Raw genomic sequence first — 21,303 nt, 5'->3', positions numbered from 1 at the left:
GTCGCTTCCTTAGCCGATGACCGGCTCCCGACGCTCGCCGGACGGTGGCCGCTCAGCGCGCTCGGCGGGCGCCTGGTGCGCCTCGGTCTGGTCGCCGCCACGGCCCAACAGCCATAGCGCCACACCCGCCACTGCGCCCAGGCCAACGCCCAGTACCAGCAGTATCAGCGCGGTGGTCATGGTGCCGCCATCGCGCTGAAGAAAGGTAATTCCGGCGACCACCACCGCCGGGGCAAAGCCGGTGTAGAATTCGCCCTCTTCCAGCATCGGCAGCCGAAAGCGCGTCGGCATCCACAGCGCCCCGGCCACGGTCCCGACAATCACCAGACGCGGCAGCCGCGGCAAGAAACGCACCGCCATGTAACCTGCCCCCAGTACCATCAGCGACAGCACCGCATAAATCAGCCAGAGTAGGGGGATGGAATCGGATATCAGCATCGAACTCTCCATATCTGCGCCAGCGCAAACGCAGCATTGCAACATTCATGACTCATTATGGTACACCGCACCCGATGAAAGCACAGCCGCCGCGTCATAATCTGCTTAACCAGACAATCGACTCGCCCATTGCCGACTTCCGTCGCCCCGACGACCCGCTCTGGCACTGGCTAGAGTCCCGCGATGACCCACAGGTCAGCGATTTCCTCGAGTCGGCCAACCGCGAATCCGACAGCTGGTTCGCCCCGCTCGAAGCGCTCATCGAGACCCTCTATCACGGCCACCTGGCGCGCCGCGAGCTTGCCGTCAGCGGCTTGCCCAGTCCCCTCGACCACTACTGCTACTGGAGCGAGACCGCCGCCGATGCCGATTTCCCGCGCTGGTGGCGTCACCCGCTCGAGTCGCCCGATACGCGCCACTGCTTTCTCGACCTGGAAGCTCGCGCCGGCGAACATGACTACTTCGAACTGGGTGATATGGCACTCTCCCCCGACGAGCAGTGGCTGGCGTGGAGCGAGGATACCCGCGGTGACGAAACCTTCGAGCTGTGGCTGTTGCGGCTGCCAGGCGGCACGCCACGGCGGATTCTGGAGGACATTGGCCCGGAACTGAGCTGGGCCGAGGACAACGCCACCCTGCTGTTCACTCGCTACGATGCAACCCAGCGGCCGGACAGCGTGTGGCGGCTAATGATCGACGCTGCGGGCAGGGCCAGCGAGCCCAGTCTGATCCTGCGTGAAGAGGATCCGGAGTTCTGGCTCGGGCTGGGCAAGACACGTTCCAGGCAGTGGCTGATACTCGAGTCGGCGTCGAAGGATACGACAGAGTGCCACCTGATACCCGCTGACGCACCGACCACGCCACCGCGCTGCTTCAGGCGTCGTGAGAACGGCGTGGAGTATGCGCTGGACCACCGCCCCGGCGTCTTCTATGTGCTGCACAATCGCCACGCCGCACATTTCCGGCTCGACCGAGTCGTGGAAACAGCGGGCATCACCGACCAGACCGAGCCGGCCTGGCAGCCGCTGCTGCCCCACCGTGACGATGCCACTCTGGAAGGCGTGGACGCCTTCAGTTGGGGGCTGGTGGTCACCGAACGCGACCACCAGCAGGCACAGGTGCGGCTGCGAGTGCTGGAACTGGATGCCACCCATGGCATCGACCGGGATGAACGCCTGCCGCTGCCTGAAGCGCCCTGCAGCCTGATGCTCGGCGACATGCCGCACTTCACCGCCAGGCGCCTGAGGCTTCGCGAAGAGTCGTTCACCCTGCCGGTGCGCTGGCTGGAGCACGACCTCGACAGCGGCGAGCGACGGCTGCTCAAGCAGCAGCCGATCCGCGGCTCGCTGCTCCCCGAACAGCTCGAGTGTCGTCGACTCTGGGCCACCGCCCACGACGGGGAGCAGATTCCGGTATCCATCGTGGCCCGCGCCGACCGGCTCGGCCAGACGCCACTGCCCACGCTGCTGTACGGCTACGGCGCCTACGGCGAAGTGCTCGACCCCTGGTTCTCGGTGGCCAGGCTGGAACTGCTCGAGCGTGGAGTGGCCTTCGCCGTGGCCCACGTGCGCGGCGGCGGCGACCGCGGCGAGCCATGGTATCTGGCCGGCAAGATGGAGCATAAGCAGAACAGCTTTCGCGACTTCCTGGCCGCCCGCGACGCCCTCGCCGACAGCGGCCTCAGCGATCCGACTCGCATCGCCGCCTATGGCGCCAGCGCCGGCGGCCTGCTGGTCGGCGCCAGCCTCAATCTGGCCCCCGAGGCGTTCTGTGCCGCAGTGCTCGACGTGCCGTTCGTCGATGTGCTGCGCACCATGGAGAACCCCGATCTGCCGCTGACCACGGCCGAATACACCGAGTGGGGCAACCCCGATGAGCCAGCCGCCCGCAAGCGTATCCGCGACTACTCACCGCTCGACAACCTCGCTACGCTGCCCTACCCAACTGTCTTTCTGCAGGGCAGTTGGCACGATACGCGGGTGCCCTACTGGGAGCCGGCCAAGCTCTATGCGCGCCTACGCGAGCTGGGCAGCGCCCGCGGGCCGGTGCTGCTGCGTACCGATATGGCCGCCGGCCACGCTGGCGCTTCAGGGCGCTTCAAGGCGTGGCATGATGGCGCTCGCCAGGACGCCTTCATCCTCTGGGCGCTGGGCATGCTCGACGATTAAGGCACTCAGGGAGTGACCTGCCACTGCCCCCACGGGGCAGTGGCCATGACCTTAGCTGCCACCGCCGCTACCACCATTGGCACCGCCGCCGGCTCCCCCACCGCCGTTACCGCCGCTGCCACCGTTGGCGCCACCGCCAGCACCGCCACCAGCACTACCGCCGCCGGAGCCACCATTACCACCACCTCCGGCGCCCCCGCCATTGCCTCCGCCGGAGCCACCGTTACCACCACCTCCGGCGCCCCCGCCATTGCCACCACCAGAGCCACCGTTACCACCACCTCCGGCGCCCCCGCCATTGCCACCGCCGGAGCCACCGTTACCACCACCTCCGGCGCCCCCGCCATTGCCACCGCCGGAGCCACCGTTACCACCACCGCCGGCGCCCCCGCCATTGCCACCGCCGGAGCCGCCATTACCGCCGCCACCGTTACCCCCGCCGTTCCCGCCACCGTTACCGCCATTGCCTGGCGTTGACGGATTGGCCACCACTACCGGCTGCGCCGGTGGCAGCGGCGCTTCGGCATCGGCACTGGTGTTGACGCTGAGCAAGAAACCGCCTCCGCAGCCGCCTCCTTCCTCACCGCCCCCAGCCCCGCAGCCACCGCCGCCCCCACCGCCGGCGGCGGTGGGGGGCAGGTCGTCGATCATTTCCAACAGTTCGTCATCCGCCAGTGACTCGAGTTCACCAGGCGCTGAAATCGCATCCCAGTCGGTCGCCTGCGACCAGGCAACCGGTGCCGCCAGCATCATGCACACTAGCGGCAACCCTACCCTCCGATAGCCTTTCATGTTCCATCCCCCATACCGATCCCCGTCGCTGGCTCAGTAGGCCGCCAGCAACACGCTGTTACATACACTGATCAGCATCGTCGGGAGAAGCGGCCACCACAATCAGAAGGCAAGATGATTATGGCGCACCAGTTGGCTCAGCCCTGTCAGGCGTCATGGGGTTAAGTGCTGGTGGAAACGGCTGAAAGGGGCTAACCGTCGATCGGCAGGATGGCGATGATATGCTCGTCGTAATCGGCTTCGGGCACATCGCGCTGGGAGACGGCGAAGCTGGCCACGCTGATGCCCTTGCGGTGCATGCGGCGGCTATCACCGGAGATCAACGGATGCCAACGCGCCAGGCTGCGCCCCTCGGCCAGGCGGCGATAGGCGCAGGAGCCGGGCAGCCAGCGAAATTCGTCGATGCGCGCTGGAGTCAGCTGCGTGCAGTCGGGAACCCGGGCGAATCGATTGGCGTAGTCACCGCAGCGACAGCTGTCGATATCGAGTAGCTCGCAGGCCACGTTAAGCACCGCCAGTTCACCGCTATCGTCGTCATGAAACTTGAGCAGGCAGCACTGTCCGCAGCCATCGCACAACGCCTCCCACTCCTCATTGGTGAGCTCGTCGAGGCGATAGCGCTCCCAGAACAGCTCGCGCATCCTGTGTCTCCTACGCGCCGGCGGCGCTCAGTAGCGTGATTGCGTTGGCGCACGATAGAGGTCGAGCAGATAGGGCTCCTTGGCAGGCGGCATCTGCAGGTAGAAGCCTTTCTCGGCGATCTGCGCCATGACTTCGCTGGCCTCGGCACGCGCCAGACGCTTGTCGGCGGTCAGCAGCATGGTGGTCAACGACAGCGGCGTGCCGAAGTGCTCGAGTAGCGCCTCAGGCACGTCGCTGAGCCCCCGGCGCTTGTCGACATACAGGTACAGCTCGTCCTTGCGCGGACTCTTGTATATCTCGCATATCAGTTTGTCGCCGCTCATGCCTCTCCTCCCTCTGACAGCGCCGCGGCCAGCCTCGCCGAGAGCCGCTCGCCGCGCCAGCCCTTGGGGAGAGGCAGCGGGCGATCCAGCAGGTCGGCGGCCACTACGGCTTCCAGGTCGCGGCGCCGCAGCAGCACCTCCGGCGCCACTCCCAGCGCTTCGGCGTCGGCGCTTACAACCCGCTTGAGCGCCTTGAAACGCTTCTTGAAAGCCCCCGCCAGGGGCGATGGCAGCGCCTCAGGCAGGTCACTTTCGTCGGCCCGACGCGCCTCACCGACCAGCGCCAGCAGGGTGTCGCCCTCGCGCTTGACCAGCGTCGGCTTGACCCCTTCGATGGCGGCCAGCGCCTGGCGATGCTGCGGCAAGGCCTCGGCGATGGCGTAGAGCAGCTTGTCGTTGACCAGCCAGCCACGCGGTAGATTGCGCCGCCGCGCCTCCCCTTCGCGCCAGATCGTCAGGCGCCGATAGGCGTCGATCTGACGCGGCGTGAGACGCCACAGCTGACGATGGCGCAGGTACCACTGACCGTCGGCGTCGCCGTTACGCCCCGCCTGAGCCAGCAGCTCGGCGCAGTCGGCCTCGAGCCAGTCCAATCTTCCGAGCTCGACCAGCCGCTCGCGCTGCTGCTTCCAGACCTCGAGCAGGTAGACCACATCGAGTGCCGCATACCGACACTGGGCGTCGGAGAGTGGCCGTTCGAGCCAGTCGGAGCGGGTCTCATCCTTGGGCAGGGTCTCGCCGGTCCAGTGCTCGACCAGCCGCTGGTAGCCCATCGCCGGATCCTCGCCCAGCAGGCCCTGGGCGACCTGTGTATCGACCAGCGGGGCCACCAATACGTCTGCCCAGTTGCGCAGCACCTCGAGGTCCTCGCTGCTGGCATGCAGCAGCTTGAGCGGTCCGCCCGCCAACAGTTCACACAGCGCCGGGCTGGCGTCGAGGGCCTGGGGGTCGATCAGGTAGACCGCTTCGCCGGCCGAGAGCTGCAGCAGCGCCGGCACCGGGTGAAAGGTCGATTCACGAAAGAACTCGGTATCCAGCGCCAGGATCTCGGCGCTGGCCAGGTCGGCGCAGGCAGCGTCAAGTGCTGCCGGGGTATCGACCCAACGGATATCGAGGCTGTCGGGCCCGGTGGACGTGATAGGCATAGTCAGGGGGTGTCCTGGCCGCGAAGCGGCTCATTCACTTTGAAAAGGCAGGCGGCCGTTGAAGGCGCGACTGAGGGTGCCGCCGTCGACGTACTCGAGCTCGCCGCCCATCGGCACGCCGTAGGCAAGGCGCGAGAGCCGCAGCGGCCGGCCGGCGAGCTGAGCCGCAATGTAGTGGGCGGTAGCTTCGCCCTCGACGGTCGGGTTGGTGGCCAGAATCACCTCGCTGACCGCCTCGGCGTCGATCCGCGCCTCGAGCTGGTCGAGGCCAATATCCTCGGGGCCGATGCCATCCAGCGGCGAGAGGTGGCCGTGGAGCACGAAATACTGCCCCAGATAACCGCCCGCGTCCTCGATGGCCAGCATATCAGCCGGCGACTCGACCACGCAGAGGATGCTGTCATCACGCCGCGGGTTGCGGCACAGCCCGCAGATCTCCTCCTCCGTCAGCGTGCGGCAGCGTTGACAATAGCCGACCTCATCGAGGGCCTGGGCAAGCACCGCCGCCAGCCGCTGGCCGCCCTCGCGATCGCGCTCGAGGAGGTGCAGCGCCATCCGCTGGGCACTCTTGGGACCGACTCCGGGCAGCACGCGCAGCGACTCGAGTAGACGATCGACAAGCGGAGAAAAACTCATCAGAACGGCATCTTGAAACCGGGCGGCAGATCGAGGCCAGCGGTGGCTTCTTCCATCCGCTCCCGAGTGGTCTCCTCGACCTTGCGCACCGCATCATTGACCGCGGCGGCCAGCAGGTCCTCGAGCAGCTCCTTGTCCTCCTCCAGCACGCTCGGGTCGATGTCCACCTTGCTGACATCGTGGCGTCCGTTCATGGTCACCTTGACCATGCCAGCGCCGGCCTCGCCAGTGACCTCGGCTTTCTGCGCCTCTTCCTGCATGCGCTGCATCTTTTCCTGCATTTCCTGGGCCTGTTTCATCAGGTTGCCCATTCCGCCCTTCATCATGGCTAATGCTCCTGGATCGAAGTGATCAGCGCGCGGCCTCGCCGCTGCGCTGCTGTGGGGACACCGAGGCTTCGAGCAGTCGGGCACCGAAGGCCTCGCGGAGTTCCTGTACGTGGGGGTCGGCCTCCAGCGACTGCACCGCGGCGGCGTGGCGCTCGGCGTTGAGGCGATCAGCCATGGCCCGGGGAGTCTCGATGCCGGGTGGCAGTTCGCCGGGTACGATGCTGACCTTGCGAGTCAGGCCCAGCTCGAGCAGCGCCTTCTCGACCCGCTCTTCATGGACCTCGGCGTTCATCGCCGCCTGGGAGGGATCGAGCCTCAGCTGCAGGCGCTGGCCATCGTCATGCTCGACCAGGCAGTGGGCGGCGAGGTTGCGGGTCAGGCCGCCCAGCCCGAGGTCGTCGAAGCGCGCCAGCCAGGCGTCGTGATCGAAGGCGCCCTGATGGGCGTCGCTAGTTGGTGCGGGCGCAACATCGGACGGTACTTCTTCACTGGGTTCACCTGGGGCAGGCACGCCGGGGGCAAGCTCGGCAGTATCCGGCTGGCTCTCGACCATCGGCTCGACCGCGGCCTGATCGGCAACCGCGGCAACCGCCATGTCCTCTTCGGCCGACTCAACGACATCAGCAGGGGCCACGGTCGGCTCGGCCGGCGCTGCGCTGACGGGCTCGGCCTCTACAACAGGCGGCGCCTGGTTGGCGTGATCCGCGGCCGGCATTTCCCATGGCGGCGGCTCGCGATTCGACGCTGCGGGCTCAGCGGGGCTCGACAGCGTCGCGCTCTCAGCGCTGGGCGCCGGGGGTGCAGACTCGGGTTCGGCGGCCGGTGGCGCCTGTGGCGCGGGCTGCCCCTGAGCCGGGGTGATGCCGCTGATCGGCAGCGACGTGGTAGCCGGCTTGGGCACGCCCTGAGGGCGGAACGCCAGCATGCGTAGCAGGGTCATCTCCAGCGCCGTGCGGGCATCCGGCGCGTGCTCCATGTCACCACGCCCCTGCAAGCCGATCTGATAGTAGAGCTGAACATCTTCAGCGGTGAAACGCGCCGCCAGCGCCAGCAGGGTATCGCGGTCACCGTGGCCGTTATCGAGGGCGTCGGGGACCATCTGGGCCACCGCCAGGCGATGCAGGGTGCCGACCAGATCGTCGAGCACGCCGGCAAAGTCGGGGCCCTGCTCGGCGAGTGCCGCTACCTGGCCTAGGACTCGGGCGGCATCGACCTCGGCCAGGGCCTCGACCAGGGCCAGCAGGTGGCGATGATCGAGGGTGCCGAGCATGGCAGCCACGTCGGCCTGACGCACGACGCCCTGACCGAAGGCGATGGCCTGATCGGTGAGGCTCATGGCATCGCGCATCGAGCCATCGGCAGAGCGCCCCAGCAGCCACAAGGCCGATTCATCGAAATCGATACCCTCGGCAGCGAGCACCTTGCCGAGATGATCGACGATGCGTTCCGGCGGCATGTTCTTGAGGGTAAACTGCAGGCAGCGCGACAGCACCGTGACCGGCAGCTTCTGCGGGTCGGTGGTGGCGAGCAGGAACTTGACGTGGGGCGGTGGCTCTTCGAGGGTCTTGAGCAGCGCGTTGAAGCTGTGAGTCGAGAGCATGTGTACCTCATCGATGAGGTACACCTTGAAACGGCCCTGGGTCGGCGCGTACTGCACGTTATCGAGCAGCTCGCGGGTGTCTTCGACCTTGGTGCGCGAGGCGGCATCCACCTCGATCAGGTCGACGAAGCGCCCCTCGTCAATGGCCCGGCAGCTGTCGCACTCGCCGCAGGGAGTCGAGGTCACGCCCTCCTCGCCATGGCCCTTGGCCGTGCAGTTGAGACACTTGGCGAGGATCCTCGCCAGGGTGGTCTTGCCCACGCCGCGGGTGCCGGTAAATAGATAGGCGTGGTGCAGACGCCCCTGGTCGAGAGCGTTGACCAGCGCTCGCTGCACGTGATCCTGGCCGACCAGCTCGTGGAAGGTGCGCGGGCGCCACTTGCGGGCCAGTACCTGATAACTCATTGGGGGCAGAATCCTTGCGGCCGGGTACACGACATAAATTGCCTAAGGCCAGAGACCTGCGGGCACTGTCATGACAGGGACTTCATTCTAGCGGCTGGGACTCGCAGGGGAAAGCGACGTCAGAGCAAGCAGTCGGAATCGACTACCTTAAATGGAGGTGGCCCCCGACAGCCACATCCCGGCACACGCATCCACCACTACCGTTGCTCCCTTCCGGGCCTGGCGGGATTCGCAGTTTAGCGTTGCGGGAGGACCGACGAGGGCCACCATAACGGCTGATCTGGACGCTGGCATCCTGGGCGGATGTTCGCCTATCCAGACCGAGCGAGGCGCACTATAACAGCGCCCCCATGACCTCGCAACCACGTCAATCGAGGGGAACCCCTGGCGCACTTCACGCGTCGGACCCATACCGGTAGACGCCGGCCGTGAATGCCCTCGCCGCTGTTAAGTTCTCATCACAGGGTGTAGCGTATAGGCATTGTCCAACCTATTTCCAACGGAGGCACTACCATGACCAAGGACCCCAACAAGGGCTATATCGCGCTCCTGGGCTGGAGCCTGAGTGCTGTAGAAGCCGCCGAGAACTTCGATCGTCGCTATGTGGTGGTGGCTCCAGACTGGGCCGAAGAGTACTGCAAGAAGCACGATATCCCCTACGTGTCCTGGAACTTCGAGCGTCTCAATGACCGCTCCCTGGAAATCGCCGAGACGCTGCAGGAGATGGGCGTCGATGTCGCCATCCCACTGTACGAGGAGACCGTCGAGTGGGCCGGCGCCATCAACTCGGTGCTGCTCGACAATCCGCGCCTCTACGGCCAGTCGCTGCTGCTGCGCGACAAGGCACTGATGAAGCGTCGTGCTCAGCTCGGCGGCATCCGCGTGGGTATCTTCGAAGAAGCCCACGACAAGGAAGATGTGGTGCGCTTCCTCAAGCGGGTCAACCAGACGCTGCTCAAGCTCGACGGCGACCCCAACGACCCGATCCACCTCAAGGCCTTCGACAAAGCCGGCTGCCTCGGTCACCGAGTGATCCGTACCCCGGATGAGGTCGATTCGATCCCCGACGAGGAATTCCCGGTACTTATGGAGTCTCACCTCGACGGCTGGGAGTTCGCCGTGGAGGCCTGGATTCACGACGGCAAGATCGTCTTCCTCAACATTTCCGAGTACGTGACCCTCGGCTACTCTGTCTTCGTACCGGCCTCGCCGGAGCTGGAGCAGTATCGCCCGCAGATCACCGCTCAGATCGAGAAGCTGATCAAGACCTTCGATATCGAGTTCGGCTTGATTCATCCGGAATACTTTGTCACCAGCGACGGCGAGATGTACTTCGGCGAAGTGGCCTATCGTCCGCCGGGCTTCAAGGTGTTCGAGCTGCTCGAGCGAGTCTATGGTTTCAACGCCTACCAGGCGTCGATGCTGGTGTTCGACCCCAAGTCCACCGCCGAAGAGGTCCAGTCATACTTCCCCAAGGAGGTCGAGGATGCCAACGGCTACGCCGGCTGTTTCGGCGTCTATCCGCGGCGCCGCGTGGTCAACCGGCTGGAGATCCCCGAAGAGGTCGAAGATCACCCCTACTTCGAGTCGCACGAACTGACTCCGCCGGCGGAAGAAACCGTCACCAAGCGTACCGCCTTCGGCACTCACTGGGGGCTGATCTACTTCAAGGGCGAGGATCCTCACCAGCTGCGTGACCTGCTCAAGCACCAGGAGGATCTGGACTTCTATGTATAATCCCTGGCTGAGACCGGGATAAGGAGTCGGTGTGACTGAGCACCCTGAGACAAATCGTGCAACATCCCCCTCATCCGAGGGGGATAAGCTGAGCGGGTTACTGGACAAGCTGGACGAGGCGATCCAACTGCTCGATGCAGCCCGCGAGTTCGCAAAGCCGGGCAAGTTGGGGCGCGTGCTCGACACCGCCCGCCGGGTGATGATGCAACCCGGCGGCTGTGCGGCGATGGAGGCCCGCGCCGAGGCCTTCGAGTCGGCTGGGCTATTCCTCGGTTCCGACTGGGCGACGCCGCAGTATCTGGTGCCCTCGTTGACGACCCATGCATTGAAGAGCGCTGACCCCAACAGCGTAGTGATCGAGTCGCTCAGCGAGCTGCGCCTGCTGGCGGTGGCCATGGGCGACTATCGTCACCCAATGCTCTCTGCCGAGCAGGCCCATCACTACTTGACCCAGGTGATGGCATTGAACCTGTGGCTGCTGTTCGGTGCACCTAGCGAAGCCGAGCGCGAGACCCAGGGGCGACTGGCCCAGCTGCCGCGGCTGCTGTTCCAGCACCTCGCCGAGCGCATCGGCTATGAACATATCGTCGACCAGTTGATCGATGAGATCTGGCGCATCCTGCGTCAGCGCCCACTGCAGGTCGAACCGGTCAAACAGATGATCACCCAGATCGCCATCTGTCAGGCCAACCCGGCCATCGATCTGGGGTCCAGCGGCCAGGGCGCCGATCGCCTGGTCAGCTCGCTGTTCGGCCCGACCCAGGCGTGTCGCGAAGACCCCGGTCTGGACGTCTACCGCGAGCGACTGGAGAGCATGGATCAGGCCGCCCTGCAGTATGAAGCCAGCGGCTTCGCCCGCGCCATGCACGATACCGGCCTGGTGTCGCCCTATCACGGCGTACTGATGCGCCACTTGCTTGAGCACAGCGACCACCTGCTGGCCGAGACAATGGGCCTTTCTTCCACCGGTCGCGACTGCCTGCTCTGCTACCGCGAACTGGTCCATGCGCTGATCCGTAGTGGCATCTATCCGGCTACGCCTCAGGCCATCTATGGCCTGGCGCTGATGCTCGAGCGCGGCATTCTCTATCAGCCACCGGTCGCCCCGGCGATGTGGCGCCAGCTGGGATTGACGCTCTCGGAGTGGTCGCAGCAGCGCCTGAACATGGCCCACGGTGACGCCGTATCGCCGCGAGCGCGGCTACTCGAGGGCGTGATGTGCATGCTGGGGCTGCCACTGGGGGTGGGCCAGGGCAACAACCCGACCTGTCAGTCGGCCCGCGCGCTATCGATGTGGGCCTACAACGACCCCGACTACCTGCTGCAGATGGTTGCCTGGGCGGCCCGTGATGACGAGATCGTGATGCACTTCGAGGGCCAGCCGATCTCATCCCGTGAGAGCCTGTCAGGGGTAGCCACCGAACTGCCCATGGACCTCGACGCGGTGTCGCTGCTGGTGGTACCGCACCTCGACCGTATCTATGCCGAGATGGGGCGGCGCTGCATCGGCCGCGAGGGTGACCCGCACCGCTGGGTCAACCCGGAGTTCCACGGCTGGTGGTCAGGGCGTGGATTTCGCATCAACGTTGATGTCGCGACCGGACAGCTCGATGACCTCGAGGACTTCCTGCGCCACTTCTATGCGGCCTATCACCCCTACTACAACGGCAATCAGCCGCTGATTCATCCTCAGCCGGCGGGCATTGCCGTGACCGACAGTGCCGCACGCTTCATCGGCTGGCACGCCATTACCCTGCTGCGGGTCAACCTCGACCCCCAGGACGTGATGCGGGTCTATTTCTACAATCCCAATAACGACAGCGGCCAGGACTGGGGTGACGGCGTCAAGGTCAGTACCGCGGGCCAGGGCGAGCGCTTCGGTGAGGCCTCGCTGCCCTTCGAGCAACTCGCCTCACGGCTGTATATCTTCCACTTCGATCCGCTGGAGCGCGGCGAGTTGGCCACTGTCTCCCAGCAGGAACTCGACCGGGTCATCGGCCACGTCCACCGTAGCTGGGGCGCTGATCGGGTGCCGGCCACCGACCTGCAGGCCAGTCCCGGCATCGATGGTGCCTGATCACTCCTTGCCCGGCGGCGGCGCTGCCGCCTGCCGGGCAATGTCATTACTGGGCAGCGGATAGCGACGCGCCAGATAGCGTGCCCAGAACGGCGCAACGGCCATCAGCGCCACCATGCGCAGGATGTGATGAAAAGCGACGAAGACAGGATCGATATCCAGTGCCACGGCAAGGATCGCCATCTCGCCGATGCCGCCGGGCGCCAGTGCCAGCAGCGCCACGTCTCGCGGCACGCCCAACAGGCGGTGGATGAGTTCGGCGAATAGCGCCAGCACCAACAGCGCCAGCAGCGTGGCCAGGGCGGCCTGCCACAGGTACTTGCCGAAGCGCCGCCGCGACAGCCCTTGAAATTTGCAGCCGATAGCACTCCCAAGCCCCCACAGCATCACGTTCATGCCCCAGTCCGGTAGCGTCAGGCTGGCCATGTCGGTGCCCGACAGCAGTGCGGCAAACGCCAGTGGCGCCAGCAGCGAAGCACTCGGCAAGCGCAGCCAGTTGCCCAACGGAATCAGCAGCGGTAGCGCCAGCAGCATCCACAGGTGCGCCGCCGGTTCGCTGACGGCCTCCTGGGCTGATGCGCCCCCCTCGTAGGCCCAGAACAGCGGCGGCAGCAGCAGAATCACCAGGATGATGCGCAGCGACTGGGCCACGGCAACGCGCTGCGGGTCGCCGCCGCACTTCTCGCCGAGCAGGATCATGGTCGGCATCGCTCCGGGGGCAGCGGCGAACCAGGCGCTGACCGGGTCGAAGCCACAGCGCCGGTACCAGGCCGCCGCCACCGCGGTAGACGCCGCTACGCCCACCAGCAGCAGCGCCGCCGAAAGCGGCCAATCGAGCAGTCGCTCGGCCAGCTGCGGCGTTACCTGGCTGCCCAGCACCAGCCCCATCACCCCAAGAAAAGCCTCCCGCAACCCTTCCGGCACCCGCACGTCGATGCCACGCCCCGAGGCCAGCAGATTGGCCACCAGCGGCCCCAGCATCCACGGCAGTGGCAGGTTGAGTAGCGCAAACAATACCCCACCCAGCGCACCGATCAGCAGCGCGCGACATAAGGCCATCAGCGAGGCATAGGACACCCGTCGCTCCTTTGATTAACCGGCTAACGAATCTCCAGTATCGCACGTTCGACGCCAGGCGTTGACAGTGGCGCTATAATCGACGGCGAATCGCTCAAGGACATACTTATGCCGCGTCTCGATCAGCTCCTCGTCAGCCAGGGCTTGGCCCGCTCCCGCACGCGTGCCCAGCGCCTGATCCGGCATGGACGGGTGAGTCTCGAGAAGGACGGACGAGTGCTGACCAAGCCCGGCGAAAAACTACCCGACGACATAGGCCTGCTAGTCGAGGCCGACCCCGAAGAGCGCTATGTATCCCGCGCCGGTCTCAAGCTCGAGGCGCTGCTGGCACAGCGCAAGCTGGATCTTACCGGGCGTGTGGTGCTCGACGTGGGGCAGTCTACCGGCGGCTTCAGCGACTGCGCGCTACAGCACGGCGCGCGCCATATGATCGGCGTGGAGGTGGGCCACGATCAGCTCGACCCGGCCCTGCGCGACGACCCGCGGGTCACCTGCCTCGAGGGGCTCAACGCCCGCGACATGGCCGCGGACCCGCGCCTGAGCGCGGCCCTCGACGCCTTGATACCGGCCGGCCTCGACTGTGCGGTCATGGATGTGTCGTTTATTTCACAGACGCTGATTCTGCCCCAGCTCGCTGCCCTGCTGGTCCCCGGCGGCGAGCTGCTGAGCCTGGTCAAGCCGCAGTTCGAGGTGGGACCCGGCGGCGTCAATGCCCGCGGCATCGTCAGCGAACCGGCACGCTATGCCGAGGTGGAAGCACGCATCCGCGACTGCTGCACAGAGCACGGCCTGACCATTCGCCACTGGCAGGAGAGCCCTCTTCGCGGCGGCGACGGCAACCGCGAATTTCTGCTTCATGCGGTGCGCGACACCGCGGCCTAGCGGCCGTCGGCATCGATATCTCCCGGATCGCCCTTGGCCCCCGGCGGCGGAAAGTCCGGGTTGCTGACCTGCCCTCCGGCGACGCTCTGGACCTTCTGTGACCCACCGCCGCTGCGATGCAGCCAGACATCGAGCTGATTGAAGGCGATGTCGATGCCGTGCTCCTCGAATAGCTCCCCCACCCGACAGTTGATCTCGTCGGTGGCATAGAGCCGGTCACCCAGCGCATTGACGAAGATACGCAGCTCGAAGTTGAGGGTGCTGTCGCCGTAATCCATGAAGAACACCTGCGGCTCGGGGTCGCTCATCACCCGCGGGTTTTCATCGGCAGCCTTGCGCAGCAGGCGGTGCACCAGGCGATGGTCGGAGCCATAGGCCACCCCGTAGTTGAGCACCACCCGGGTAATGCTGTCGGACAGCGACCAGTTGATCAGCTGGTCGGTGACGAAAGTCTTGTTGGGGATGATGATCTCCTTGCGGTCGAAATCGGTCACCGTGGTGGCACGGATGCGTATCTTGCTTACCGTACCGGTGAGGTTGCCGATGGTAATGGTGTCGCCGATCCGAACCGGCCGCTCGAAGAGAATGATCAACCCCGAGATGAAGTTGGCAAAGATCTCCTGCAGGCCGAAGCCCAGGCCCACCCCCAGCGCCGCCACTAACCACTGCAGCTGGCTCCAGGCCACCCCCAGAGTCGCCAGCGACATGACCAGGCCGGTACCGACGATGGTGTAGGAGAGCAGCGAGGTAATGGCATAGGCGCTACCCTGCTTGAGGGTAAGCCGCGACAGCACCATCACCTCCAGCAGGCCCGGCAGATTGCCCGCCAGCATCAGCGTCAAGCCCACGATCACCAGCGCCGTGACGATATCTGACAGCGACACGGTGCTCGCCACCAGCTCCGGACTATCGCCGTTCGCTGCCTCCCATATCGCCACCCGATCGAGGTAGCCGAGCACCGACAGCAGATCGGCCCACACCAGATAGAACAGCGCGGCGAAGCCGATCAGCAGAATCAGCTTGGAGAGTCGCAGTGACTGCTGATTGACCTGCTGCATATCGAGGGGCGGCTCCTCGACCACCTCCAGCCCGCCTTCGGCGCCCTCCTGTACCTGGGCCCGGCGGCGCATCAGCGCCCGGCGGTAGGCCAGTCGTCGCGCCGCCACGGCCAGGCCACGCACTACCGCGGCCTCGACCAGAATCCATAGCCCCAGCAGATAGAGGGTGATCACAAAGCGGCCCACCAGGCTCAGCGCCGTGTACTCGAAGCCGGCGACGATCAATCCCACCAGCAGCAGCGGCACCAGCGCCAGCATGAGCCCCAGCAGCAGCCGGAACAGCTTGACGCCGAAAAACGGGACATGCGCCAGAATCAAACGTGCCAGGAGCACACTCATCGCCACCAGACCGCTCACCAGCAGCGCCAGCGCCAGGGGGCGAGACGCCAGGGTCACCTCGGTATCACGCACCAGCGGCGTGATCAGCAGCACCGGCACCAGCGCACCCCCCAGCCACAGCAGCAGCCAGCGCAGCCGCGCGGCATAGCCGGCCGGCCAGTAGAAGTGACGCATGGCCACGCCATCCTTGACCAGCAGCCGTCGCGACCAGGCGATGGTCGCCCAGGCCAGCGCCAGGTGCCACAGCGCGACACCCAGCGCCACGACGATCCCTTCGCCGCTGGCCACCAGGCCAGTGCCTATCCCCGCCAACACCAGCGACACCGGCATCGCCAGCAGCGCGTTGAGCGCCACCGCCTGGGGCGTGTGGCCCTGGCTATCACTGCGCAGTCGACCGATCTGCTCGTTTAGCAGCGCCAATCGCGCGCGGATGCGTCGGCGTGCCACCACCAGCCCCACTGCCAGCAGCAGGAAGGGTGCGCCCAGCAGCGCCCGAGGCCCCGGCATGCTCCAGCGAGTGGGCAGCCCCTCGCGCCACTCCCCCTCGCGCCATTCGAGCATCAGGTTGGTCGGCAACTGACGCAGCCAACTCCAGTCCAGCGGCCGGCTATTGGCGACCCAGAACAGCTGTTCGTCGATGGTGGCGCGCAGCGACTGTGCGTTTCCAAGCAGCTGCTGCTGGTTCAATTGCAGCTCGATACCGGTGCTCAGCAGCTCACCGTAGGTCTGCTCGAGCTGGTCGACCAGCTCACGACGCGACTGGTAGAGCCGCTGCAGCGAATCGACCAGCTCCTCAGTAATCTCGACCCCCGCCTCCTCCAGACGCTGGTTGGCCAAGCGCTCCCCCTGGCGCAGCAGGTCGCGCTGACGCCCCAGATCAAACTGCCGCAGGCGAAGATCGGCGATCTCCTCCTGAAGGTCGCGCCGCGTCGCCACCTGGGGCAACGACTGACGCTGCTCACGCAGGATCCGCGACAGTAACAAGCTGCCACGCACTGCATTGATCTGCTCATTGAGACTGCGCTGCAGCTGGGTGACCTGGTCAAGCTGGCTGCGCACCGTAATCGCCTCACGCAGCAGGGCATTGCGGCGATCGTTGGCACGCAGCAGCTCTAGGCTCAAGTCGCGATTGATCTGCTGGGCGCGCTCCAGTACCGGATGGCCGGCGGCAATCAGCGGGTCATCACGCGCCGCGTCGGCAATCGCCTGCTCGGCGGCCAGGCGACGCTGTCGGTCGATCACACTCTGCAGCATCAGCAACAGGCTCTGCTGATGCTCGATCTGCGCCGTCAGCAGCTCGCGACGCTGCTGGGCAAGCTCGCGCAGGCGGGTATTCGAGCCCAGCTCGCGCTGATGCAGGTGCAGCTCGCGCTCGGCCAACTGCCGCTCGGCGCGCAGCGCCAGCATGCGCGGGTCGTCGTCGGCGATATCACGTCCGGCCAGTTCATCCAGCGCCCGGCGCGCCTGCTCGGCGCGCTGCATGGCGTCAGGGATTGCCTGCTGAGCTCGCTCCGGAAGGGTCTGGGCGGTCAGCAACTGGGCGTTGACGTCGGCCAGACGGTCCTGCAGCCGCTGCAGTTCGCCAAGCGCCTGCTGTTGACGATCCTCGAGCTCGGCCAGTGGTCGGTCATCGAGATCCGTCGCCGAGAGCTCCGCCGCGCTCTGCTCTTCATCTTGCAGTTCGCGTTCAAGCCTTAGCAGCTCGGTGGGGGCATCCTGCAGACGGCGCTCGAGAGTGGCCAGACGCTCCTCGACGTCCTCCAGTCTCTGTATGGCATCTAGGGCATCTTCTAGCGCATCTCGCTGGCGCTGCTGGGCCTGGCTCAGGGCCTCGCCCTCACCGGGTTCGAGTTCGGCAAGCTGAGACTCCAGCTGCTCCGCGCCAGGCAACTCGGCAAGCGCCGATGAAGGCAGCCATAGCAGTAGCAGCGACATTACGAGCAGGCAGAGCGGGACGCGAGCAACACGACAAATCACGATATTCTCCGGGCGGGAGCGATAGCAGCCCAAGGCTCGATTCTGGGTCTCCGGCGGCGCCAAGGCAATCTCTTTACGTTCCGACGCCACGGCGGTTGACTTGCCCTCCCGGCGTGGTAGAACGGTGGATCGTATCCTCCTTGTGAGCACTCGTTGATGACCCTGCTTCGTACCACTGCCACCGCCGGCACCGCGCTGATCATCCTTAGCCTGGTCGCCACGGCAGGGGCCCACGCCGACACCCGGCGTGCCGAGATTGAAAACCGCATCGACGCCCTGCAGCAGGAGCTGGATAGCCTGCAGTCGGAACTCGAGACGGTTCCCGACGACAGCAGCAACGACGCATTTCAGCCAGACGTCGACCAGACTGCCGTCGATACGCTGCAACAGGCCCAGGAACGGCGTGCCCTGGAACGTGAGTCGGACCGTAATCCGCTGGCCATCACCGCCTATCGCCGCAACTATCTGCTGCCGGTAAGCTATAATTCGCGCCAGAATCCTGAGAACTTCCGCTTCATCAGCGAGGAGAATGGCGTCGATGATGTCGAGGTCAAGTTCCAGTTCAGCGCCAAGGTCAATCTGGTCGAGGGGCTGTTCGGTGATCGCGCCGATCTCTATTTTGCCTACACCCAACGCAGCTGGTGGCAGGCCTACAACTCCAACGCCTCGTCCCCCTTTCGCGAAACCAACTATGAGCCCGAAGCTTTCTTGAGCTTCGACAACGACTCACGGCTGTTCGGCTGGACCAACACCCGCAACCGGCTGGCCTTCAATCATCTCTCCAACGGCCGCTCCACGGAGCTGTCACGCAGCTGGAACCGAATCTACCTGGAGAGCACCTTCCAGCGCGGTGACTGGGCACTGACCGTGACGCCGCACTGGCGCATTCCCGAGTCGGAGGGCGACGATGACAATCCCGATATCGATCGCTACATGGGCTACGGCGACATCGAGGTCGCGCATCGTTTCGCTAACGACCACGAGGCCAGCATGCTGGTACGCGGCAATCCCAGTGCCGGCAACATGGGCTCCCAGGTCGACTACTCCTGGCCGCTATTCGGCAACATACGCGGGCATGTGCAGTACTATGTCGGTTACGGCGAGAGCATGATCGACTACGACAACTCCAACCATCGCCTGAGCGTGGGTTTCAGCCTCAACCCGCTGTTTACCGGGCGACCGGAGCTCTAGCCCTCGCGGCTGATTGAAGTCGCAGGGCGAACTGCTATGCTAGGAGCCTGTCGGGCTTGACGCTGATCGACAACGCGACCGGCCAAATCCGACAGGTTTCAGTGACGTCATTCACCGTCAAAGGAAGACTACGATGGCAAGCCGCAAACCGAATACCGATGCCAATACCGAGCAGCTCAAGGCTGACCTCCACCACCTGACACAGACGATCGAGGAACTGGTACACGCCACCGCCGACGACTCACGCAGCAATATCAAGGAGCTACGCGAGCGCGCCGAAAAACGTCTGCACGACACCCGTGACCGTCTGGAAGCCCGCGGAGAGCGCCTGTATGGCGAAGCGCGCGACACGGTACGCGACCAGGTCGACGTCTGCGACAAGTATGTCCACGACAATCCCTGGTCCAGCGTCGGCATCGCCGCCGCCGCGGGGATGGTGATCGGCCTGCTGCTCGGACGGCGCTGATGAGTCAAGGCCAAGGACCGGCCGAGCGACTGTTCGGCGCCACCAAGCGGCTGATCGCCAGCCTGCTGAGTAACGGCGAGGCGCGCTTGCGCCTCGCCGTCGTTGAACTCGAGGAGGAGCGAGCGCGGCTTTTCACCCTGCTCCTCCTGGCGGGCATCAGCCTGCTGATGGTGATGCTGGGATTGACCGTGCTGACGCTGTTCGTGGTGGTGCTGTTCTGGGAAACCCATCGCCTGATGGCGATTGCTGCCAGCGCGCTGGTACTGCTCGGCGGCGGCCTGGCGCTTGCCGCCTGGGTGATACGCCTCGCCAAACGCCCCACCCTGCTCAAGAGTACTCTCAAGCATCTCGCCACCGACCGAGCGCTGATGGAGACCTCCCGTGACGACTAAGGCACCGTCCGCCCGGGAACTGCGTCGCCAGCGCAAGGCCGCGCTGGAAACACAGATCGAGCAGCAGCGGATCGACTTGATGGTCGAGTCGAGCCGCTGGCTAGGCGCGACACAGCAGATCGATAGCACCTTCCAACGCTTCAAGCTGCCCACCTATACGCTGGGTGCCTTGGCACTGCTGGCCAGCGCGCGGCACCCCCATGCCCTGGTGCGCTTCGCTCAGCGCGGTATCGCCGGCGTGCTGCTGTTCAGGCGCGCTCAGCGGCTGCTGCAGATGATTCGACGCTAATCAGCCCCCTCTTCTACAGCGACTGCCCACAGGCCACCCCTGAGGCCCACGCCCACTGGAAGTTATAACCACCCAGCTCGCCGGTAACGTCGAGCACCTCGCCAATAAAGCGCAGCTGCGGCATGTCATTGACGGCAAACGTCTTGGAGGAGATCGCCTGGGTATCGACGCCACCCAGGGTCACCTCCGCGGTACGCCAGCCTTCAGTCCCCGCAGGCTTGATACGCCATGCCGACAGCCGCTGCTGCCAGGCCTCCAGCTGAGCGTTGGAGAGTTCGGCCAGGGTCGGCGCCTCGCCGTACCACTCCCCCACTGCCGTGGCCAAGCGCCGTGGTAAGCGCTCACTTAGCCAGGTCGCCAGCTGACGGCGCGGCGTCTCACGGCGAGCCGCGGCCAGCGCCTCGGCGACCGACACGCCGGGCAGCAGATCGATCTCCAGCTCATCGCCGGGCTGCCAGTAGCTGGAAATTTGCAGCATCGCCGGCCCTGAGAGGCCACGGTGGGTAAACAGCAGCGGCTCGCGATAGTGCCCGTGTTGCTGGCCCTCACGCCGACAGTGAACGCTCACCTCGCAGGCCACCCCAGCCAGCTCGCTGGCACGGGCTTTCCACTGCGAGGTCAGGGTAAAGGGCACCAGCGCCGGGCGGGTCTCGGTCACCGCCAGGCCAAACTGGCGAGCGATATCGTAGCCGAACCCGCTGGCCCCCATGCTCGGAATCGACAGGCCCCCGCAGGCCACCACGACTGCCCCCGCGTCGATCGCGCCGAGCGAGGTGTGCAAGCGCATACTCTCGCCACAGCGCTCGACCCCGGTGACCGCACTCTTCAGGGACACCTCGACGCCAGCCCACTCGCACTCGGTAAGCAGCATGGCCACGATCTGCTTGGCCGAATCGGCACAGAACAACTGGCCCGGCGCCTTCTCCACGTAGTCGATGGCATGGCGCTCGACCAGCTCGACGAAGTGCTCGGGTCGGTAGCGCTTGAGCGCCGAGATGCAGAAGTGCGGATTGCCCGAAAAGAAGTTCGCCGGGGTGGTCGCCATATTGGTGAAGTTGCAGCGCCCTCCTCCCGACATCAGGATCTTCTTGCCGGCCTTGTTGGCATGATCGATAAGCAGCACCCGCCGCCCGGCATAGCCAGCGGTGAGGGCGCACATCATGCCGGCGGCACCGGCACCGATCACAACAACGTCGTAGGTCATGGGCAAGCGACTCCCGGCTGGGCCTTGGCGTAAGGCGGGATGGGTGAGGCGCGGCATTCTAGCAAGCCAACCGGCGGGCGTCGCGCTACTGCGTTGAGTGGCTGTATAAGGCGCTGTGATAGCGTGTAATAGCACC

The 21,303-nt window shown here is 65.5% G+C and carries 19 protein-coding genes and 1 other RNA gene; 8 read left to right on the top strand and 12 right to left on the bottom strand.

The features are described from left to right. Positions 1-9: 9 nt before the first annotated feature. Positions 10-438, bottom strand: coding sequence for a hypothetical protein (locus IEI94_RS08455; protein WP_191166853.1), 429 nt, complete (start codon positions 436-438; stop codon positions 10-12). A gap of 74 nt (positions 439-512) precedes the next feature. Here IEI94_RS08455 and IEI94_RS08450 point away from each other — a divergent pair, with 74 nt between their 5' ends. Next, the gene (locus IEI94_RS08450; protein ID WP_191166852.1) at positions 513-2,606 is read left to right on the top strand and encodes a S9 family peptidase; all 2,094 of its coding nucleotides are present in this window, start codon (positions 513-515) and stop codon (positions 2,604-2,606) included. Positions 2,607-2,611: 5 nt separating this feature from the next. Here the strand turns inward: IEI94_RS08450 and IEI94_RS08445 are convergent, their stop codons facing one another. The 8 genes from IEI94_RS08445 to ffs all read right to left on the bottom strand — a co-directional run bounded on the left by IEI94_RS08445 (position 2,612) and on the right by ffs (position 8,737). Then, positions 2,612-3,070 (bottom strand): hypothetical protein, encoded by a 459-nt coding sequence (locus tag IEI94_RS08445; protein WP_191166851.1) that lies wholly within the window; start codon positions 3,068-3,070, stop codon positions 2,612-2,614. Between the two features lie 519 nt (positions 3,071-3,589). Beyond that, a complete protein-coding gene (locus IEI94_RS08440; RefSeq protein WP_191166850.1) occupies positions 3,590-4,039 on the bottom strand; it encodes a YcgN family cysteine cluster protein in 450 nt (149 codons plus the stop codon). Positions 4,040-4,066: 27 nt separating this feature from the next. Next, positions 4,067-4,363 carry a YcgL domain-containing protein gene (locus tag IEI94_RS08435; RefSeq protein ID WP_191166849.1) on the bottom strand — a complete coding sequence of 99 codons (297 nt, stop codon included), beginning with the start codon at positions 4,361-4,363 and terminating at the stop codon, positions 4,067-4,069. After that, complete coding sequence (gene rnd, locus IEI94_RS08430; protein WP_191166848.1) at positions 4,360-5,508, bottom strand: ribonuclease D; 1,149 nt, start codon at positions 5,506-5,508, stop codon at positions 4,360-4,362. The genes IEI94_RS08435 and rnd overlap by 4 nt, the downstream gene beginning before the upstream one ends. A 30-nt stretch (positions 5,509-5,538) precedes the next feature. Continuing rightward, complete coding sequence (gene recR / locus IEI94_RS08425) at positions 5,539-6,144, bottom strand: recombination mediator RecR (protein ID WP_191166847.1); 606 nt, start codon at positions 6,142-6,144, stop codon at positions 5,539-5,541. Then, on the bottom strand, positions 6,144-6,470 hold the full coding sequence (locus tag IEI94_RS08420; protein ID WP_191166846.1) for a YbaB/EbfC family nucleoid-associated protein: 327 nt from the start codon (positions 6,468-6,470) through the stop codon (positions 6,144-6,146). Before IEI94_RS08420 ends, recR begins: the two co-directional genes overlap by 1 nt. Positions 6,471-6,495: 25 nt before the next feature. After that, a complete protein-coding gene (dnaX, locus tag IEI94_RS08415; protein WP_191166845.1) occupies positions 6,496-8,478 on the bottom strand; it encodes a DNA polymerase III subunit gamma/tau in 1,983 nt (660 codons plus the stop codon). Between the two features lie 162 nt (positions 8,479-8,640). After that, positions 8,641-8,737: signal recognition particle sRNA small type (gene ffs / locus IEI94_RS08410), an RNA gene on the bottom strand. A gap of 254 nt (positions 8,738-8,991) precedes the next feature. On the opposite strand from ffs, the gene IEI94_RS08405 reads away from it, so the two are divergent. Together IEI94_RS08405 and IEI94_RS08400 are read left to right on the top strand one after the other, a co-directional pair. Next, on the top strand, positions 8,992-10,215 hold the full coding sequence (locus tag IEI94_RS08405) for an ATP-grasp domain-containing protein (protein WP_191166844.1): 1,224 nt from the start codon (positions 8,992-8,994) through the stop codon (positions 10,213-10,215). A 31-nt stretch (positions 10,216-10,246) separates the two neighbouring features. Further along, a complete protein-coding gene (locus IEI94_RS08400; protein WP_191166843.1) occupies positions 10,247-12,292 on the top strand; it encodes a hypothetical protein in 2,046 nt (681 codons plus the stop codon). Here IEI94_RS08400 and IEI94_RS08395 read toward each other — a convergent pair whose 3' ends face one another. Beyond that, positions 12,293-13,351: an AbrB family transcriptional regulator gene (locus IEI94_RS08395; RefSeq protein WP_191166931.1), complete on the bottom strand. Its 1,059-nt coding sequence runs from the start codon at positions 13,349-13,351 to the stop codon at positions 12,293-12,295. It abuts the gene before it with no gap. Positions 13,352-13,477: 126 nt separating this feature from the next. Between IEI94_RS08395 and IEI94_RS08390 the strand changes: the two genes are divergently transcribed. Beyond that, positions 13,478-14,251 (top strand): TlyA family RNA methyltransferase, encoded by a 774-nt coding sequence (locus tag IEI94_RS08390; protein WP_191166842.1) that lies wholly within the window; start codon positions 13,478-13,480, stop codon positions 14,249-14,251. Here IEI94_RS08390 and mscK read toward each other — a convergent pair. Then, on the bottom strand, positions 14,248-17,583 hold the full coding sequence (gene mscK / locus IEI94_RS08385; protein WP_191166930.1) for a mechanosensitive channel MscK: 3,336 nt from the start codon (positions 17,581-17,583) through the stop codon (positions 14,248-14,250). The genes IEI94_RS08390 and mscK overlap by 4 nt on opposite strands. Before the next feature lie 198 nt (positions 17,584-17,781). Between mscK and IEI94_RS08380 the strand changes: the two genes are divergently transcribed. The 4 genes from IEI94_RS08380 to IEI94_RS08365 all read left to right on the top strand — a co-directional run bounded on the left by IEI94_RS08380 (position 17,782) and on the right by IEI94_RS08365 (position 19,963). Beyond that, a complete protein-coding gene (locus IEI94_RS08380) occupies positions 17,782-18,816 on the top strand; it encodes a phospholipase A (RefSeq protein ID WP_191166841.1) in 1,035 nt (344 codons plus the stop codon). 133 nt (positions 18,817-18,949) lie between these two features. Further along, positions 18,950-19,282 carry a DUF883 family protein gene (locus IEI94_RS08375; RefSeq protein WP_191166840.1) on the top strand — a complete coding sequence of 111 codons (333 nt, stop codon included), beginning with the start codon at positions 18,950-18,952 and terminating at the stop codon, positions 19,280-19,282. Next, on the top strand, positions 19,282-19,674 hold the full coding sequence (locus tag IEI94_RS08370) for a phage holin family protein (RefSeq protein WP_191166839.1): 393 nt from the start codon (positions 19,282-19,284) through the stop codon (positions 19,672-19,674). Before IEI94_RS08375 ends, IEI94_RS08370 begins: the two co-directional genes overlap by 1 nt. Then, positions 19,664-19,963 (top strand): YqjK family protein, encoded by a 300-nt coding sequence (locus tag IEI94_RS08365; RefSeq protein WP_191166838.1) that lies wholly within the window; start codon positions 19,664-19,666, stop codon positions 19,961-19,963. Before IEI94_RS08370 ends, IEI94_RS08365 begins: the two co-directional genes overlap by 11 nt. A 13-nt stretch (positions 19,964-19,976) precedes the next feature. On the opposite strand, the gene IEI94_RS08360 is transcribed toward IEI94_RS08365, so the two are convergent. Further along, the gene (locus tag IEI94_RS08360) at positions 19,977-21,167 is read right to left on the bottom strand and encodes an NAD(P)/FAD-dependent oxidoreductase (RefSeq protein ID WP_191166837.1); all 1,191 of its coding nucleotides are present in this window, start codon (positions 21,165-21,167) and stop codon (positions 19,977-19,979) included. Positions 21,168-21,303: the final 136 nt, after the last annotated feature.

This window comes from Halomonas sp. ML-15, from assembly GCF_014779595.1.
Classification (GTDB): Bacteria; Pseudomonadota; Gammaproteobacteria; order Pseudomonadales; family Halomonadaceae; genus Franzmannia.
Note: the sequence above shows the minus strand (reverse complement) of the source record. Positions and strands in the feature narration are given on the sequence as shown.

Excerpts from the sequence above, each read along its gene's own strand:
- IEI94_RS08455 (WP_191166853.1), bottom strand. The coding sequence starts at position 438 with ATGCTGATATCCGATTCCATCCCCCTACTCTGGCTGATTTATGCGGTG.
- IEI94_RS08450 (WP_191166852.1), top strand. The coding sequence starts at position 513 with ATGAAAGCACAGCCGCCGCGTCATAATCTGCTTAACCAGACAATCGAC.
- IEI94_RS08445 (WP_191166851.1), bottom strand. The coding sequence starts at position 3,070 with ATGGCGGTAACGGTGGCGGGAACGGCGGGGGTAACGGTGGCGGCGGTA.
- IEI94_RS08440 (WP_191166850.1), bottom strand. The coding sequence starts at position 4,039 with ATGCGCGAGCTGTTCTGGGAGCGCTATCGCCTCGACGAGCTCACCAAT.
- IEI94_RS08435 (WP_191166849.1), bottom strand. The coding sequence starts at position 4,363 with ATGAGCGGCGACAAACTGATATGCGAGATATACAAGAGTCCGCGCAAG.
- rnd (WP_191166848.1), bottom strand. The coding sequence starts at position 5,508 with ATGCCTATCACGTCCACCGGGCCCGACAGCCTCGATATCCGTTGGGTC.
- recR (WP_191166847.1), bottom strand. The coding sequence starts at position 6,144 with ATGAGTTTTTCTCCGCTTGTCGATCGTCTACTCGAGTCGCTGCGCGTG.
- IEI94_RS08420 (WP_191166846.1), bottom strand. The coding sequence starts at position 6,470 with ATGATGAAGGGCGGAATGGGCAACCTGATGAAACAGGCCCAGGAAATG.
- dnaX (WP_191166845.1), bottom strand. The coding sequence starts at position 8,478 with ATGAGTTATCAGGTACTGGCCCGCAAGTGGCGCCCGCGCACCTTCCAC.
- IEI94_RS08405 (WP_191166844.1), top strand. The coding sequence starts at position 8,992 with ATGACCAAGGACCCCAACAAGGGCTATATCGCGCTCCTGGGCTGGAGC.
- IEI94_RS08395 (WP_191166931.1), bottom strand. The coding sequence starts at position 13,351 with ATGGCCTTATGTCGCGCGCTGCTGATCGGTGCGCTGGGTGGGGTATTG.
- IEI94_RS08390 (WP_191166842.1), top strand. The coding sequence starts at position 13,478 with ATGCCGCGTCTCGATCAGCTCCTCGTCAGCCAGGGCTTGGCCCGCTCC.
- mscK (WP_191166930.1), bottom strand. The coding sequence starts at position 17,583 with ATGTCGCTGCTACTGCTATGGCTGCCTTCATCGGCGCTTGCCGAGTTG.
- IEI94_RS08380 (WP_191166841.1), top strand. The coding sequence starts at position 17,782 with ATGACCCTGCTTCGTACCACTGCCACCGCCGGCACCGCGCTGATCATC.
- IEI94_RS08375 (WP_191166840.1), top strand. The coding sequence starts at position 18,950 with ATGGCAAGCCGCAAACCGAATACCGATGCCAATACCGAGCAGCTCAAG.
- IEI94_RS08370 (WP_191166839.1), top strand. The coding sequence starts at position 19,282 with ATGAGTCAAGGCCAAGGACCGGCCGAGCGACTGTTCGGCGCCACCAAG.
- IEI94_RS08360 (WP_191166837.1), bottom strand. The coding sequence starts at position 21,167 with ATGACCTACGACGTTGTTGTGATCGGTGCCGGTGCCGCCGGCATGATG.